Below are 15,561 nucleotides of genomic sequence, written 5' to 3'. Positions count from 1 at the left end.
AAATACTTTTTTTTCATTTAACCCCTTATAAATTGGGGGTAATATAAATATTGGTCGATTGTTTATGATTTTAACCCTATAAAACACATATTATCAAATGAAAAAACTATTTTTGTCCATTAAAAATTTGAGAACAAATAACTACCGTAATTATGAGCAAATCTAAATTAGAGTACATCTGGTTGGACGGTTATACTCCTACTGCCAACATGAGAAGCAAAACCAAGGTTGAAAAGAATTTTAGCGGCAAGTTGGAAGACTGCCCTGTGTGGTCTTTTGACGGAAGCTCAACCCAACAAGCAGAAGGCGGTTCTTCTGACTGTCTTTTAAAGCCGGTTGCCATTTATCCGGATCCTGCAAGAAAGAACGGTTTTTTGGTAATGGCCGAAGTTCTTAATTCTGATGGAACTCCACATGCAAGCAATTCAAGAGCGACAATTGACGACGAAAACGATGATTTCTGGTTTGGATTTGAGCAGGAATACTTCATCATGGACACTCACACTCAGTTACCTCTAGGGTTTCCTGTTGGCGGGTATCCTGGACCACAAGGACTCTATTACTGTTCTGTTGGTGGAAAAAACACCCACGGAAGGGATATTGTTGAAAGACATGCCGACATGTGCCTTGAGGCCGGACTAAACTTTGAGGGAATAAACCAAGAAGTTGCTTGTGGACAATGGGAGTTTCAGATTTTTGCCAAAGGTGCCAAGACCGCTGGCGACCAAATCTGGATTGCTCGTTATTTGCTTGACAGACTTACCGAGGAATATGGTTACTATATTGAATACCACCCAAAACCTATTAAAGGAGATTGGAACGGTTCCGGTATGCACGCAAACTTCTCTAACAGCACACTAAGAAATGCTGGAAACAAGGAAACTTATGAGAAAATTTGTGAGGCCTTCAGACCAGTTACCGAGGAACATATAGCTGTTTATGGAGAGTTTAACGACGAGCGTTTGACCGGTCTTCATGAAACTCAATCTATCCATGAATTCAGCTATGGAGTATCTGACCGTGGGGCTTCAATCAGAATCCCTATTGCAACCGTAGAGAGTGGTTGGAAAGGTTGGTTGGAAGATAGAAGACCAGCTTCAAATGCAGATCCTTACAAAGTAGCAGCCCGAATCATCAAGACTGTAAACTCAGCTGATGCATAGGTAATACTAAATTAATTGTTGATTATAGATAGAGCCACTCCTTTTAGGAGTGGTTTTTTAGTTTATGGTCAAATAAATGAATCCAATATAAAAGAGGAGCAGTATGATTCCATCTCTCCAACCCAATCTAAGTCCTCTTGGAAAGAAAACAAGGGGAAGTATCAAAAAGGAGATTCCCAACATCCAAAAGATATCATTGGACAATAATCCTTGATCCATTACTCTAATAGGTGTAATCACAGAGGTTATGCCCAGTACCGCCAAAAGGTTAAAAATGTTGGATCCAATCAAATTCCCCAAAGAAATGGCCTTTTCCTTTTTTAGTACCGCAATTATGGAAGCTGCCAATTCAGGAATACTGGTTCCTACGGAGACCACAGTTATCCCAATGACCCTATCACTTACCCCAAAGGCGGAAGCCATGCCCACTGCCCCATCAATCAACAATTCGGAACCTCCCCACAAACCAACTCCACCAATACCTAAATACAATGCTGTTTTATAATGCGGCAAGATTACATCATCTTCGGGCATTTCATCTACAACAGCTGTTTTCTGGAATCGCAATAAATAAACCAGGAAAATAAACAGGAAGACCACCATTATAATTCCTTCATACCGTTGCAAAACCCCATCAAAATAAATGAAACCGCAGAACAGTAACGAAGCTACCATCATTACCGGCCAATCCGTGGTATAAAAACTTTTACGCACATTGATATTGCCCAGTAGCACGGTAATGCCGAGGACCAAGCCCAAATTGGCAATATTGGACCCAACAACATTCCCCAATGAAAGGTCAGGAAAACCATCCAGGGCGGCTTTGATACTTACTATCAGTTCTGGAGCAGAAGTTGCAAAGGAGACCACGGTCATTCCAATCACAATTTTGGGAATGGACAATCTTAAGGACAAAGTCACCGCCGCCTTTAGCAACCAATTTCCTCCCGCAATAAGCAACACAAGGCCAAGTATGATAAAAAGTAGATTTCCCAAAAATCAGAGTTTTGGGCAAATATAGATGAAGATTTTTTCGTACGGACATCAAACTTCAAAAAGCATTCTAACATCTTCTAAAAGGTGGGGCAAATTGAATCCATTTCATGAGATATCGTCCAATTATCATTTGTGCTGAAATGAGTTTTTTGTGTTACCTCGGGAAACGAAAAGTACCAAAAACAGGTTTTTTTGAGAAAAAATTCCCTTGGATTTTAAAAACAAGTCTAAAACACCCCTACAATTCTAACATTTATTAATAAAAATAACTTAATAGCATTACATATTAAAACATTACTATAGACTTCAAGTAACAATTCATCCACTTTATCATTTATAAGGTTACAATAGTGCATTCAATTTCATAGATTTTGCCCTAAAAATTTGGAAACATGATTTTTCTCATTTTATCTTCAAAAAGTAACCGGTTCAACAAAGCAATTTTTCAACTAAAAATCAATCGATACAATGATCACAATAGTCAAACTTTTTATCATTTTACTTCTAGAGATTATTACCCTTATTTTTCTCTAATTCAATATTCCTGTTTTAAAATGAATCCGTTGCACTCATCACCAGCCTGTTTTTCAAGCAACTATGAATCTTAATGTAACCAAGGTGGACGTTTATAAGAAATGAAAAGTCAAGTTAGCTTTTTTAAGTATTTTTAGAATCATAACATTTTAAACCTAAAAACGTGAAAAAACTAACATTTTTGTTATTTACAATTGTAGCTTTTAACGCATGCAAGGAAAGCCCAAAACAAGAGGCTATTCCTGAACCCAATGCTGAGTTTGCTGCCTTATTGGACAGCTATTACGAGGATGGGTTAAAACTAAATCCCATTAGTGCCACCATGGCAGGCGATAATCGTTACAATGACCAGTTCCCCAACTTCCTTTCAGATGAGTATGCAGCACAGTTGAAGGCTCATTTTGAAGGGTACAAAACCAAATTGGCCGAATTCCCAGATGAAAGTCTTATGGAAAGTGAAAAAATGAGCAAGGCCATTTTAGAATGGCAGTGCGACATTAATTTGGCAGAGTTTGATTATAATGCCAACCTTACTCCAATAGACCAAATGTGGTCACCTAATCTGTTTATGGGCCAACTTGCCAGCGGTTCTAGCGCTCAACCTTTTAATACGGTAGAAGATTACCAAAAATGGATGAAGAGAGTTGATGGATATCTGGAGTGGCTTTCCAGCACAGAAGATAAAATGAGAGTGGGTATGGAAAAGGGTCATGTACTTCCAAAATCTTTGACCATAAAGGTTCTTCCCCAATTGGAATCCCTTACAACTGACGATTTGGACCAACATCTTTTCTATACTCCAATTAAAAACCTTCCAGATAGCTTTTCTGAGGAAGAAAAACTTGAGCTCAGTACAGCTTATGAGCAGATGGTAAAGGATAAAGTCATTCCAACCTACCAGAAGCTACATGCTTTTATGGCGGGAGAATATTCAGAGGCCGGAAGAGAATCCAGTGGAATTCAAGGTGAACCCAACGGGGATGCGTATTATGCGCATCAGATTAAGAAATATACCACTACCAACATGACCGCTGCTGAAATCCATGAACTGGGATTAAGCGAAGTGGCACGTATCCGTTCAGAAATGGAAAAAATCAAGGAACAGGTCGGCTTTGAAGGTGACCTTAAGGCCTTTTTTGATTTTGTACGAAGCAACAAAGAGCTAATGCCCTATACCGATGCGCAACAGGTTGTGGATAATTTCAATCAAATCCATGAACAAATGAAGCCCCAGTTGGAGTTGTTGTTCGATATGAAGCCCAAAACTCCTTTTGAAGTAAGACGTACAGAGGCTTTTAGGGAAAAATCCGCCAGTGCAGAGTACAATCCGGGTTCTTTGGACGGTACACGCCCTGGAATTTTTTACGTTCCTATTCCAGATGTAACTGGCTATAATGTGTATTCAGATGAATCTTTGTTCTTGCACGAAGCTATTCCAGGACACCACTACCAAATATCCCTAACACAGGAGAATGAGGCCCTGCCCAAATTCAGAAAAACGTTGTGGTACAGCGGTTATGGTGAAGGATGGGCACTCTACACTGAATCTTTGGGAATGGAACTAGGGCTTTACACCGACCCATACCAGCTTTTTGGAATGTTGGGCGCCGAAATGCACCGTGCGGTTCGCTTGGTAGTAGATACCGGTCTACACTCAAAAGGGTGGACCCGGGAACAAGCCATACAATATTCCTTGGACAACGAAGCTGAGTCAGAGGCAAGTATAATTTCAGAAATTGAACGCTATATGGCCAACCCCGGGCAGGCACTTTCCTATAAAATAGGACAATTAAAAATCAGGGAGTTGCGCAAAAAAGCAGAAGATACCCTTGGGGATAAATTTGATATTCGCCAATTCCACAATCAAGTGTTGGAAACTGGCTGCATTCCTTTGGCCTTATTGGAAAACAAAATCAACAATTGGATCGAAGCCAATAAATAAAACTGAAAAGGCCGCTAAAGCGGCCTTTTTTCTTTATCCTTCTATATAGGAAGGTGAATAGTATCTTGATTATATTTGCCTTACCAAGCTAGACGTTATGATTTACAAAATTTTGGCCAAGGTCAACAAAGTGATGCTTCCCTCATATTCCAAAAAGCAGTTGGACCTTTCCAAAGCATCCAAACTTCAACTGGCTATTATTGGGTGGCGCTATCACGTGACCACCAGAGCCTTGGACTAGTACTCCAACAAGGTACTTATTTTGCGTCCATTTAGTTTTTGTGCCCCATTAAGAAAGGTTAGGTGGATTAAAAAATTACACTGGACCACCTCGCCTCCCAGTTTTTCCACCAATTCGCACACAGCTTTAGCAGTTCCCCCGGTAGCCAACACGTCATCGTGGACCAAAACTTTTTCTCCTTTCATTATGGCATCTGTATGAATCTCCAGGCTATCGGTACCATATTCCAGTTCATAGGATGCTGATACAGTATCGAAAGGGAGTTTTCCTTTCTTTCTGACCGGAACAAATCCTGCCTGCAGCCTAGAGGCTATCAATGGAGCAAAAATGAATCCCCTACTATCAACTCCCACAACTTTATCAATGGCATGGTCCGCCACCATATTGCACAAGGCATCGCTCGCTTTGAGAAGTACTTGGTAATCCTTTAAAAGTGGGGTAATGTCCTTAAAAACAACTCCGGGTTTGGGAAAGTCCTCAATGTCCCTGATAAAGGGTTCAAAATCCATAGGTTTTTTTAAATGAAGTGGTTTTGCCATAAAGGTAAAAAGAAATATATTTGCACCCCATTAAAAGGCCGCGTGCCCGCCCGTACCGGACGGCACGTTCGGGCAGGGCGCATAAAAACATCGTGAATGTTTTATGTTTATGTTCTTTACAGTCAGAAAAGTAACAGATATTATGTGGGGCTAACCACGAATATTAAACGACGACTGAATGAGCATAACAATGGAAAAAATGCATCGACCAAAGCTTTTTTACCTTGGAAGGTGATATATAATGAAAGTTTCGACACAAGGCTTGAAGCCAGACGTAGAGAAAAGTATCTGAAAACGGCTGCGGGCAGAAAGTGGAGAAAAGCAAATATTAGGCCGCGTGGCGCAACTGAATAGCGCATCTGATTACGGCTCAGAAGGTTGCAGGTTTGAATCCTGCCGCGGTCACAAACAAATGGAAAAGCCTAAAAACTAATTGTTTTTGGGCTTTTTTATTTGAATTTTTCTTCGTGAACCAGGTCTTAGAGCATAAAACATCATTCTAAAAACCCAATGCCCTTACGGCCCTCTTTCTTTTTAATTATTGGAAAGTGCTTTAATGCAGCCAAGATATCCTCTTCCGATATCAACACAAGCTCCTCATTGCTAATATTCAATTCTGCTGAAATTCTATTGGCCTGGCACTCCACTACCTTCTCAAAGATGTTTCTCACAGTTCTGCCGTTTCCAAAGTTTTCATCTCGATTTTCGTACATCTTTTCAAAGAACGATTTTAAGGCTAGAATTCCTCCTTCGTTGATTTTATAGTTGCTTTTGGATGAGAACAATTGGAATATGTCCATTAACTCCGCTGGGGCGTAGTCAACGAAATCCATATAGCGGTTAAAGCGGGACTGCAAACCGGAATTGGATTTTATAAAGTCTTCCATATCATGTTTGTACCCGGCAACCACTACAATCAATCGGTCCCTGTCATCCTCCATTCTTTTTAGTAGTGTAGCTATAGCCTCTCCACCAAAATCGTTCCCTCCACCGGAAGAATTTAGGGTATAGGCTTCATCAATAAAAAGTACCCCGTTGAGTGCCGAATCTATTACTTCATTGGTCTTAGGTGCAGTTTGACCCACATATTGTCCAATAAGGGCCGCTCGGTCCACTTCAACCACATGCCCTTTGCCCACAATGCCCATGGCTTTAAAAATTCTACCTAGCAAACGGGCCACAGTAGTCTTACCTGTTCCTGGAGGTCCCTGGAACACAAAGTGCATGGACAGCTTGGTATGGGACATCCCTTGTTCCGACCTCATTTTCTCTACTTTGATGAAATTGACAAGGGCATTGATTTCTTTTTTGATATTGTCCAGACCTACCAGGTTATTAACCTCGGCCAGCACTTCTTCCAGAGATTCTTCGGTGGTTTCCTGAAAAACATCTGCCAATGCAACATCCACATCCTTCAAGGTAAGACTGGAAAGCACATCATCTGGAATATGTCCATAATCGGACAATCTTATTGATTGGGCCTGTAAAATGTTCTCATAAGAGTTTCGCACCGTTCTGGCATTTCCAAAGGTGTCGTCCCGGGTATCATACAGGTATTTAAAGTAACGGCCAAGTTTTTGCTCAGCATCGGCATGTACGGTAAGAGAATTGTTTCTACAAAACAATTGGAAAATACCCAGCAATTCTTCTGGACGATAGTCATGAAAATTAAAATATCGATTGAAGCGCGAGCGTAGACCCGGATTGGCTTCCAAAAAGTTTTTCATAGGCTCCGGATATCCGGCCACAATGACCATCAACTTGTCCCGGTCATCTTCCATACGTTTTAAAAGCGTATCGATGGCCTCAGTGCCATAATCAACAGCACCATCCCCTTTACTTAAAGTATAGGCTTCATCTATAAAAAGGATACCCCCTATTGCCTGATCTATAATTTCATTGGTCTTTTGAGCGGTTTGACCAACAAAAGAGGCCACCAATTGTGTCCGGTCCACCTCTACAACATGTCCACTGGACAAAATCCCAAGGGCATGATATATTTTCCCCAACAACCTGGCCACCGTTGTTTTTCCTGTTCCCGGAGGACCATGAAACACGGTATGCATACTTATCGGGTTTTTGGAGAGACCTTTATCTCTTCGAAGCTTCTCAATTTTTGTGAACTTGGTTAATGTTTCAATATCATTTTTGATATTGTCAAGACCAATCATGGCATTAACTTCCTTCATTACCTCATCTAGTGAGGGCTTATCCGATTTATCCAGTTCGTCGCCATGTTTTTCCTTTTCCGCCAAGGCCGCAGCTAAATTGTCCTTGTAAGTTGGATTGGTAGGATTTAAATCCACCGCTTTTTGAAAATGTGAGGACGCCTTGGTAAACCCATACAATTTGAAATAGCAAAAGCCCAATTGGTTGTGGGCATCATCCTCATTTGGATTCAGCTCCACCACCTTCAGGTAATGGGCAATGGCTTTTTTAAAATCTTCCTGTTTGAAATACAGAAACCCTAGGTTCTTATTTGCGGCCACATGGGAGGGATTAATCTTCAGAGCTTGTTCATAAGACAACCTGGCATTTTTGAAATCCCCTTTATCCCTGAATGCATTACCAAGCGCATCCGCCGCATCTGCATATTTTGGGTCTAACTCCAATGCTTTTTGATAATACGAAACCGATGTTTCATAATCCTGCTGAGCATGATACGCTGTGGCCAAATTGTAGTTGCCAATGGGGTCATTGGGCAATTCTTCCAAATATCGAGCAAAAAGCGAGACGGCCGTTGAAAAGTTTTTTTGGTTATAGGCGTCCATGGCCTGCGTATTGATGGCTACAATTTCCCGGATTTTCTCCGGATCAAGGCCGTGGTAAATCTTTTGGTTGGACTTGGCTATTTGAACATTGGCCTTGTACACCTCATTTTCAGAATCTAAATCACATGCTTTTTGAAAAAACTCGGCAGCCGGAACATATTCATGGTTAGAAAAATAACAGCTTCCCAAATTGTTATAAACGTCAGCATCTTCCTTTATTGCAAGAGCCCGCTGAAATATGGAGATGGCCTCGGAAAAACGTTTGGTCTTGGTATAGCAATTTCCCAACAAGTTCAGCGTGTTCACATTGTTTGGGTCTAAATCCAACGATTTCTGCAAATAGGAAAAACACTCTTCATACCTGCCTAGGCTAAACAAAGCATTTCCCAGATTAAAACTAATCACGGAATCTTTTGGATTTAAGGCTAAAGCCTGTTGGTAATATCCGAGAGCTTCCTGGTATTTGGCCTGGCTGAAAAGATCGGTCCCGGTTTGGTTCAACTCCGTAGCCCGCTTATGCGCACCAACCTGCTCTGGACTCAATTGGCTTTGTTCCTTGGCGTAGTCAAGATTTTGTTTGTAGTAGTTATTATTGGGGTCCAAAGCCTTTGCTTTTTCAAAAACTTCAATGGCATCTTGGAATCTGTTCTGTCTAACGTAACAACAACCCATATCGTTGTAGGTATTCGCATCATACTCATCCAATAATATAGCCTTTAGATAAGCTTGAATGGCCCCCAAATCATCTTTTTTGGCCGTAAAGCTGCCACCCAAATTTCTATAGAGCACCGGATCTGTTGGATTTTCATTTGCCGCCTGCTGATAGTAAAAAATAGCTTGATCGTACTCTTGGGTCCGATGGTAGGAATTACCTTTTTCATTGAACTGTAGTGAACGCAGCTTGGCTGGATCCGCGGCAAAGCCAGCCAGTGAATCTCTTGCTGTTTTTAGGTTGTTTTGGTACAAAGGTTCGGTTGGTCTTAGCTCAAGGGCCTTTGTAAAGTATTCTACCGCCTTATCGAATTCAAAAAGCTTAAAATGCGCATTGGCCAGCTCATTATAGCTCTCAGGTTTTGGAGCTAATTGAACAGCCCTTTCAAAATGTTCAACAGCTTTGGTGCATATTTGTTTGCCAGCATATATTACCCCTAAATAATGATGGGTAGTCGCATCAGAAGGTTCCAAAGAAATGCTTTTTAGGTAGCATTCCAAAGCTTCATCATCCTTATGGGTTTCAAAATACACATTGCCCAAGGATTTCATTGCGGCAGCATGGTTAGGGTCAAGTGATAGGGCTTTCTGAAAATAGGAAATAGCCCTTGGATATTCCTTTTTCATATGGTAACAGGCTCCTAGGTTGTTATGGCAAGTAGCATTGGAAGGAGCTTGCTCAAGGGCCTGCGAATAATACCTTATCGCTTCGTCATAATTGCCCGCATTATAACTGATGTTGCCCTTATTGATCAAGTCATTAATCACAGGAGAGGTTGTTTTGTTTTCAATGTACAAAATTTGTGGCCAAAGAGGGAGTATTTATGCCATTTTATCGCAAACTTTTTGGCGCTAATTCAAACAAGATCAAGCACTTTGGCATCAACAGACAGCGGTGTTCATTCCAAGGAATGTTCAAGTATTCATTTTGTGGAATTCTGTGATATTATAAAAGGGCGTTCAATACAAGTTTTTGAACCAATCTTCCACCAAGGTACGTTCAACTGGTGGTGCAGTACGATGGAAAAAGTCATTCTTGTCCATATCGTATTCGTAGTCCTTGGACCATTCCTCTATATTCTCTGCCAATGAGACCAAAGATCTGCAGATAAAATCCAGTTCTTCATTGGTTGTTGTTGGATGAAGCGACAAGCGTACCCACCCTGGTTTATCTTTATTACAGCCCTGAAGAATCAAATTTTGTATTTCATGGGAAGTGTCTTGATCAACATTCAACAAATAATGACCGTATGTGCCAGCACAAGAACATCCTCCCCTGGTTTGGATTCCAAATCGGTCGTTGAGCAACTTTACTACCAAGTTGAAGTGATACTTTTCAAAATAGAAAGAGAAAATACTGAGTCGCTCTTGGTGTTGGGGTGCCATAATCTTCAGTCCTTCGATTCCCTCAAGGCAATTGAACATTACTTTGTTGATTTCGGCTTCTCTTTTGTCTATGGCATGCGTACCCATGCTGTTCTTTAGCTGAATTGCCAAGGCTATTTTAATGGTCTGCAAAAATGCAGGGGTGCCTCCATCCTCCCTTGTTTCCACATTATTGAAATAATCGTGTTCGCCCCACGGGTTGGTATAGCTTACCGTACCACCTCCCGGATTGTCCGGAACCGTGTTCTTGTAAAGTTCTTTATTGAAAAGTAAAACTCCCGAACTACCCGGGCCACCCAAAAATTTATGTGGTGAAAAGAAAATGGCATCTAAATGCTCATCCTCCTTTTCTGGATGCATATCAATATCCACGTAAGGAGCGGAGCAGGCAAAATCAACGAAGCACAAACCGTTGTATTTATGTATCAGGGAGGCAATCTTGTGATATTCGGTTTTGATTCCGGTAACATTGGAACAAGCCGTAACGCAAGCTATTTTTAACTTTCTGCCCTCATGTGCCCGGATTGTCTTCTCAAACTCCTCAAGGCAAATCAATCCTTCCCTATTACTCGGCACTACCACTACGTCTGCAATGGTCTCTAACCAAGACGTCTGGTTGGAATGATGTTCCATATGAGAGACAAAAATCACCGGTCGTTTGTCCTCAGGGACAGTGGTATGGTCCTTCAGGTTCTCGGACACCTTTAGACCCAGGATTCTCTGGAGTTTATTGACGACTCCTGTCATACCGGAGCCTTCCGTAATCAATACATCATCTTCCGATGCATTGACATGGCGTTTTATAATATTTCTGGCTTCATGATAGGCAAGGGTCATAGCGGCCCCAGCTGTTGAAGTCTCTGTATGGGTATTGGCCACAAAAGGGCCAAATTGGTTTAAAAGCTTCTCTTCAATGGGCCTGTACAACCTCCCACTGGCGGTCCAATCTGCATAAATCAACTTTTGTTCGCCATAGGGTGAATTAAATGTCTGGTTCGTACCAACAATATTTTTCCTGAAATTCTTGAAGTGCCTTTCAAAATCTAATTTGTCATCTATATCAACAACTACGGACATATCGTTCGTTTTATGGAATCCTAAATTCCAATAAAGTTATTATATATATCCAATAAATGAATTAATTGAGATTAAAAGATTGCCCAAAGTTTTTGGAGCTGATGACCTGATGTAATCTTTCCTTAAGCTCCTTTTTTTCCTGAAAAGGTGAATCTTGATATAGTTGCTTGATTTTTTCTTCCAAAACCATCTCCATAGAATCTTGCTTTACCGGAAGAAGGGCAAATATCTTGTTCACATAGTCGGTATTGTAAACTAGCTTTTTTGGGTCCACTACACCTTGCTCTATAAACGCCTTCGCCTTTTTGTTGCATTTACAAGGATTTGTTTTTGTAATGAGACTGCACTTGTCATTCATAAATTGGGACAACTCCTTTCTAGCCCTGCTTAGTTTTTGTCGATAATTGTCTTTAGACAAGTTCATGATTTCTGCACCTAAAGTATGATCAATTTCGAATATGGCCCCTAAAATATAGAGTAACCGCTGCTCACGACTGAGACAGAGCAACATACCGGCAGTACAGCTATATTTGATTTCTTTAAGTATCATTTCCTTTTCTGGATCAGAATTTATCTCCTTGGGAAAGTCGGCATTGGGCATCCTTTCCAATACATCTCCATATTCACTAAAAGTACCAATAAGGAATTCGCAATGCCGCTTTTTCATGTTTAGAACATGATTAACCACAAGCCTGTATAACCATGTCCTGAAGGAAGATTGCCCCTTGAACGAAGAAAGGTTTGTAATGATCTTTATAATGATATCCTGGGTAATATCCTCCGCATCAGAGGGTTCAGCAGTCATTTTCCAAGCTACATTGTAGATGAATGAATAATGGTTGTTTATGAGCTTCTCCAAAGCAGTCCTGTCACCTCCAACCGCATTCACTCTAAGCTGCAAGTTCTCATTTTCATCATAATTACTATCTATCAATGTGCCTTTCATTGTTTTATTTCTTAAATAATGAGATTACCTGATCTGCTTGAAAAACTCCATCATCATTTCTTTGTTGGGATCAAAACTGCTGGCAAATTGTAAAAACAGCTCATGTTGTTCCAGTTCTTGCTGTGCCTTATGGCACTCCGTAGCACTTCCCCAATGGGCTATGTCGATGATTAGGGTTTTATCCGCAATGGACTGAACCGTTTTTACCTGTTTAAAATTGGAATAATTCTCTCCAATATAGTTCATCATGTTCATTCTATCTTTGTTGAATTGTTCCAAAGCACCTGAATTGATGTGGAATGATGCAAATTCCAGGATACCATTTTCCTCTACCTCTCTAAACTTTAAGTTTCCATTTTCCAGCACCTTCACATGGTCAAAGAATATCGGTGCATTCATGGATGACAAAAACTCTCCCACTACCTGGGTACTTCCTTGCTCAAATTTTTCTTGCGCGTTCTTTGCTTGTTCTATGGACTCCCACAACACCATATCCATATACATATTGGGGTTGTTGATGTTCTCATAAGATTTTGAGTCAATAAAACCTTGGTAACTGGACAGATGATCTAGTGCTCCCGAATGTATCCTTTTAAATTCGTGGACCTCATCTTTAATTTGATAGATAGCAATTTCATAGACCTGATTTGTTTCAACGTTTTCCATTTTGTTTTCGTGGTTGTTAGAATTAGGTTTTTGTTTTCTTGAGCATGAGAAGATTAATATGCTCATTGCAATTACTGCAACTGTTGTCCTGATCATAGGTTAAACTATTTGTTTAGTGATTGGACAACTGAAAACGGTAGCTGTGACAAAAACAGGCCCTTTTTGTCATCAACTGAGAAGCGCCTTTGCAAATGCATTATAAGCGTAATTCAAATATTTACTTATTAAAAAAGAGAAATATATCAACTATATTCCTAGACAATCAGCTAATGATACCGTTTGAAATCCCTAAAGGGACAATACATTGCGTCACCTAAGTTTCATACTTTTTTGGGTCAATCCTTTTTCCATTAGATAATTGTACAACTCCTTTGACTGCTCTCCCCCAACTTCAGCGTGGTGAAGCAGTGTCAACCCATGCGGCCCCTTTGAAAAAATTAAATTGGGATACGCTTCCAGCATCGGTTTCACCAAATTGGTTTTCCCTAGCATTGTAAGCACGAACAAATTTACCCGTGCACCTTGCTCAATCAAGTAATTTGCAACTTCTTTGTTCCCTTTATGTCCGGCACCTTCTATGGCTTCTTCAAAATCCCCGTTCCCCCAGTCATAGCTACTATAAATAAGATTGGGATAGTCATTTAGCATGTTTTTTACCTTATCCAGATTGAAATGACCGGCAAGTACAAACTCCTTGACCAGTTCAGTTTTAATTGGCTCAGGCTCGGTTTGATTCTCTCCAAATCCGTAAACCGGTAAGGCTCCTAGACCCAAACTGCCAACAATTCCGGTCTTAATAAAAGATTTTCTATCCATAAATGCGCTATATGACTAATTAAACATTGGTTTTCAGCTAAAAATAAGCTCTCCTATGATTTTAAGGCTCTAAAAGCTTCACTTTAACAGTTTTAAAAAATCCTCTTTATAGTGTTTTCCAATCGGGATCTTTGTTTTTCCAATGTATATCTGATTTCCTATTACCTTATCAATTTTCCCAATACTTACAATAAAGGATCTATGAACCTGGACAAAATTATGGTCGCTTAATTTTTCTTTCCAGTTTTTAAGACTATCCAGAATTAGATATTCTTTATTCTTAGTAACCAGGCAAACATAGTCTACCTCTGATTTAAGGAACAGTATGTCATCAATCTGAACATTGTAAAATGTCTTGTCCGCATATACGAAGATGTTCTTCTCCTTTTTTTGGTTTTGGAGCGCTAAAATGTTGCTTACCCTGCTCACAGATTTAAAAAACCGCTCATATGAAAAAGGTTTCAGCAAATAATCCACCACGGCTTCTTCAAATGCTTCAACCGCATAGTTGGGAAAAGCAGTAGTTACAATGATTTTGGGAGCATGGTTCAATGTTTTTAGAAAAGACAATCCATTGAGCTCGGGCAATTGGATGTCCAAAAACAGTATATCAATTTCTTTCAATTCATCCGGAGCAATTTGCAATCCGGATTCATAAACACCTGAGCAGACCAGAAACGGTGTCTTTTCCACAAAATTCCTCAAGACCTTTTGTGCCGCTTTTTCATCTTCCAAAATCAGGCATTTTATCATAACAATTGAATTTGTAGCTCCACGATAAATTTTGGACTTTTAGAATTGATTCTCAGTTCATGTTTATTTGGATACAGCAATTGTAACCTCTTTTTTGTATTCTCGATTCCAATTCCACTTTCGTTCCAATTCTCATCAACTTCTTCTTTCCTTATATCCTTACATGAATTCTCACAATAAAAATAAAGTTTACCCCCATTCAATTTAAGCTGAATAGTTATTGGGTTATTCTTTCCCTTTAATAAACCACTGTACTTAAAGGCATTTTCAATGAAAGAAATTAATAGCAACGGCGGAATTTGGGCATCTGGATCTTCTATATCTTCAAACCAATCAACAGATACCTTATCTGCCAGACGCTCTTTTTGCAGGGCGATATAATCTTTTAAATGTCTAATTTCTTTTTTAAGGCTAACGGCATCTTGTTGGCCTTCAACAAGAATATATCTAAAGTTGTCTGAAAGCTTCAGAATCAAATCCGCGGTTTTGTCATCCTTGTCCAGGGCACTTGAATAAATTGTATTTAAGGTGTTGAACAAAAAATGTGGATTTATCTGTCCTTTCAATATGCTTAATTCTGCCTGATGCTGTTTTAAGGAAATGTTCTCAATAACTCGTTGTTTCCTATACATTTCCTTAATGGAAAACAAAGCAAAAAAGGCGGTTATCAACGAAGCATACCTCACTAAACTGGATAGAATTAATTTCCATGTTTGGGGATGTTGGTCACCAGGATGAAAATAGCCATCAAAATAATTGTAAATGATTGCAATCACAATGCAAGCAGCTATGAACAATGGGATTCCTATTGACTTCTTTTTGTATGGAAAAAACCAAAAGTAAGCCAGATAAGTAGGAATGATATCAAAAAGCAAAGCCAAAAGTTCATGCCTAAAATCTATTGGATAGCCGCCCTCACGGCCTAAATATTTTACATACGGGAAAAAGAGGACCATATACCAAAAGAAGATATGTATAAGTGGTTCATAGCGAATTATTTTTTGAAAAGATAGGTTCATG

General features: G+C 39.9%; 13 protein-coding genes and 1 tRNA gene. 5 read left to right on the top strand and 9 right to left on the bottom strand.

Annotated elements, in window-relative coordinates:
* Positions 1-152: 152 nt before the first annotated feature.
* Complete coding sequence (locus DX873_RS01575; protein WP_116182779.1) at positions 153-1,163, top strand: glutamine synthetase beta-grasp domain-containing protein; 1,011 nt, start codon at positions 153-155, stop codon at positions 1,161-1,163.
* A gap of 57 nt (positions 1,164-1,220) precedes the next feature.
* On the opposite strand, the gene DX873_RS01570 is transcribed toward DX873_RS01575, so the two are convergent.
* Positions 1,221-2,159 carry a calcium/sodium antiporter gene (locus tag DX873_RS01570; protein WP_116182778.1) on the bottom strand — a complete coding sequence of 313 codons (939 nt, stop codon included), beginning with the start codon at positions 2,157-2,159 and terminating at the stop codon, positions 1,221-1,223.
* A 697-nt stretch (positions 2,160-2,856) separates the two neighbouring features.
* Here DX873_RS01570 and DX873_RS01565 point away from each other — a divergent pair.
* Positions 2,857-4,635 carry a DUF885 domain-containing protein gene (locus tag DX873_RS01565; RefSeq protein ID WP_116182777.1) on the top strand — a complete coding sequence of 593 codons (1,779 nt, stop codon included), beginning with the start codon at positions 2,857-2,859 and terminating at the stop codon, positions 4,633-4,635.
* A gap of 97 nt (positions 4,636-4,732) precedes the next feature.
* Entirely contained in the window at positions 4,733-4,876 is a 144-nt protein-coding gene (locus DX873_RS01560; RefSeq protein ID WP_116182776.1) for an SsrA-binding protein, read from the top strand.
* Here the strand turns inward: DX873_RS01560 and DX873_RS01555 are convergent.
* Positions 4,873-5,385 carry an adenine phosphoribosyltransferase gene (locus tag DX873_RS01555; protein ID WP_116183768.1) on the bottom strand — a complete coding sequence of 171 codons (513 nt, stop codon included), beginning with the start codon at positions 5,383-5,385 and terminating at the stop codon, positions 4,873-4,875. The two genes, DX873_RS01560 and DX873_RS01555, sit on opposite strands and share 4 nt — an antisense overlap.
* Positions 5,386-5,511: 126 nt before the next feature.
* Here DX873_RS01555 and DX873_RS01550 point away from each other — a divergent pair, with 126 nt between their 5' ends.
* A complete protein-coding gene (locus tag DX873_RS01550) occupies positions 5,512-5,769 on the top strand; it encodes a GIY-YIG nuclease family protein (RefSeq protein ID WP_116182775.1) in 258 nt (85 codons plus the stop codon).
* A tRNA-Arg gene (locus DX873_RS01545) sits at positions 5,747-5,820 on the top strand. The genes DX873_RS01550 and DX873_RS01545 overlap by 23 nt, the downstream gene beginning before the upstream one ends.
* An 89-nt stretch (positions 5,821-5,909) precedes the next feature.
* Here the strand turns inward: DX873_RS01545 and DX873_RS01540 are convergent.
* From DX873_RS01540 to DX873_RS01510, 7 genes are all read right to left on the bottom strand, one after another.
* Complete coding sequence (locus tag DX873_RS01540; RefSeq protein WP_147296588.1) at positions 5,910-9,665, bottom strand: tetratricopeptide repeat protein; 3,756 nt, start codon at positions 9,663-9,665, stop codon at positions 5,910-5,912.
* Between the two features lie 192 nt (positions 9,666-9,857).
* Positions 9,858-11,360, bottom strand: coding sequence for an aminotransferase class V-fold PLP-dependent enzyme (locus DX873_RS01535; protein WP_116182773.1), 1,503 nt, complete (start codon positions 11,358-11,360; stop codon positions 9,858-9,860).
* A gap of 61 nt (positions 11,361-11,421) precedes the next feature.
* Positions 11,422-12,306 (bottom strand): RNA polymerase sigma factor, encoded by an 885-nt coding sequence (locus tag DX873_RS01530; RefSeq protein ID WP_116182772.1) that lies wholly within the window; start codon positions 12,304-12,306, stop codon positions 11,422-11,424.
* Positions 12,307-12,330: 24 nt separating this feature from the next.
* A complete protein-coding gene (locus tag DX873_RS01525) occupies positions 12,331-12,972 on the bottom strand; it encodes an antibiotic biosynthesis monooxygenase family protein (RefSeq protein ID WP_147296587.1) in 642 nt (213 codons plus the stop codon).
* A 309-nt stretch (positions 12,973-13,281) separates the two neighbouring features.
* Positions 13,282-13,788: an ankyrin repeat domain-containing protein gene (locus tag DX873_RS01520; RefSeq protein ID WP_116182770.1), complete on the bottom strand. Its 507-nt coding sequence runs from the start codon at positions 13,786-13,788 to the stop codon at positions 13,282-13,284.
* Between the two features lie 78 nt (positions 13,789-13,866).
* Entirely contained in the window at positions 13,867-14,541 is a 675-nt protein-coding gene (locus tag DX873_RS01515; protein WP_116182769.1) for a LytR/AlgR family response regulator transcription factor, read from the bottom strand.
* A complete protein-coding gene (locus DX873_RS01510; protein ID WP_181899416.1) occupies positions 14,538-15,560 on the bottom strand; it encodes a sensor histidine kinase in 1,023 nt (340 codons plus the stop codon). Before DX873_RS01510 ends, DX873_RS01515 begins: the two co-directional genes overlap by 4 nt.
* Between the last annotated feature and the right edge of the window lies 1 nt (position 15,561).

Origin of the sequence: Flagellimonas nanhaiensis (assembly GCF_003382275.1) — a bacterium.
GTDB classification, from domain to species: domain Bacteria; phylum Bacteroidota; class Bacteroidia; order Flavobacteriales; family Flavobacteriaceae; genus Flagellimonas; species Flagellimonas nanhaiensis.
The sequence above is the reverse complement of the archived record's forward strand: the minus strand, read 5'-3'. Positions and strand labels throughout refer to the sequence as shown.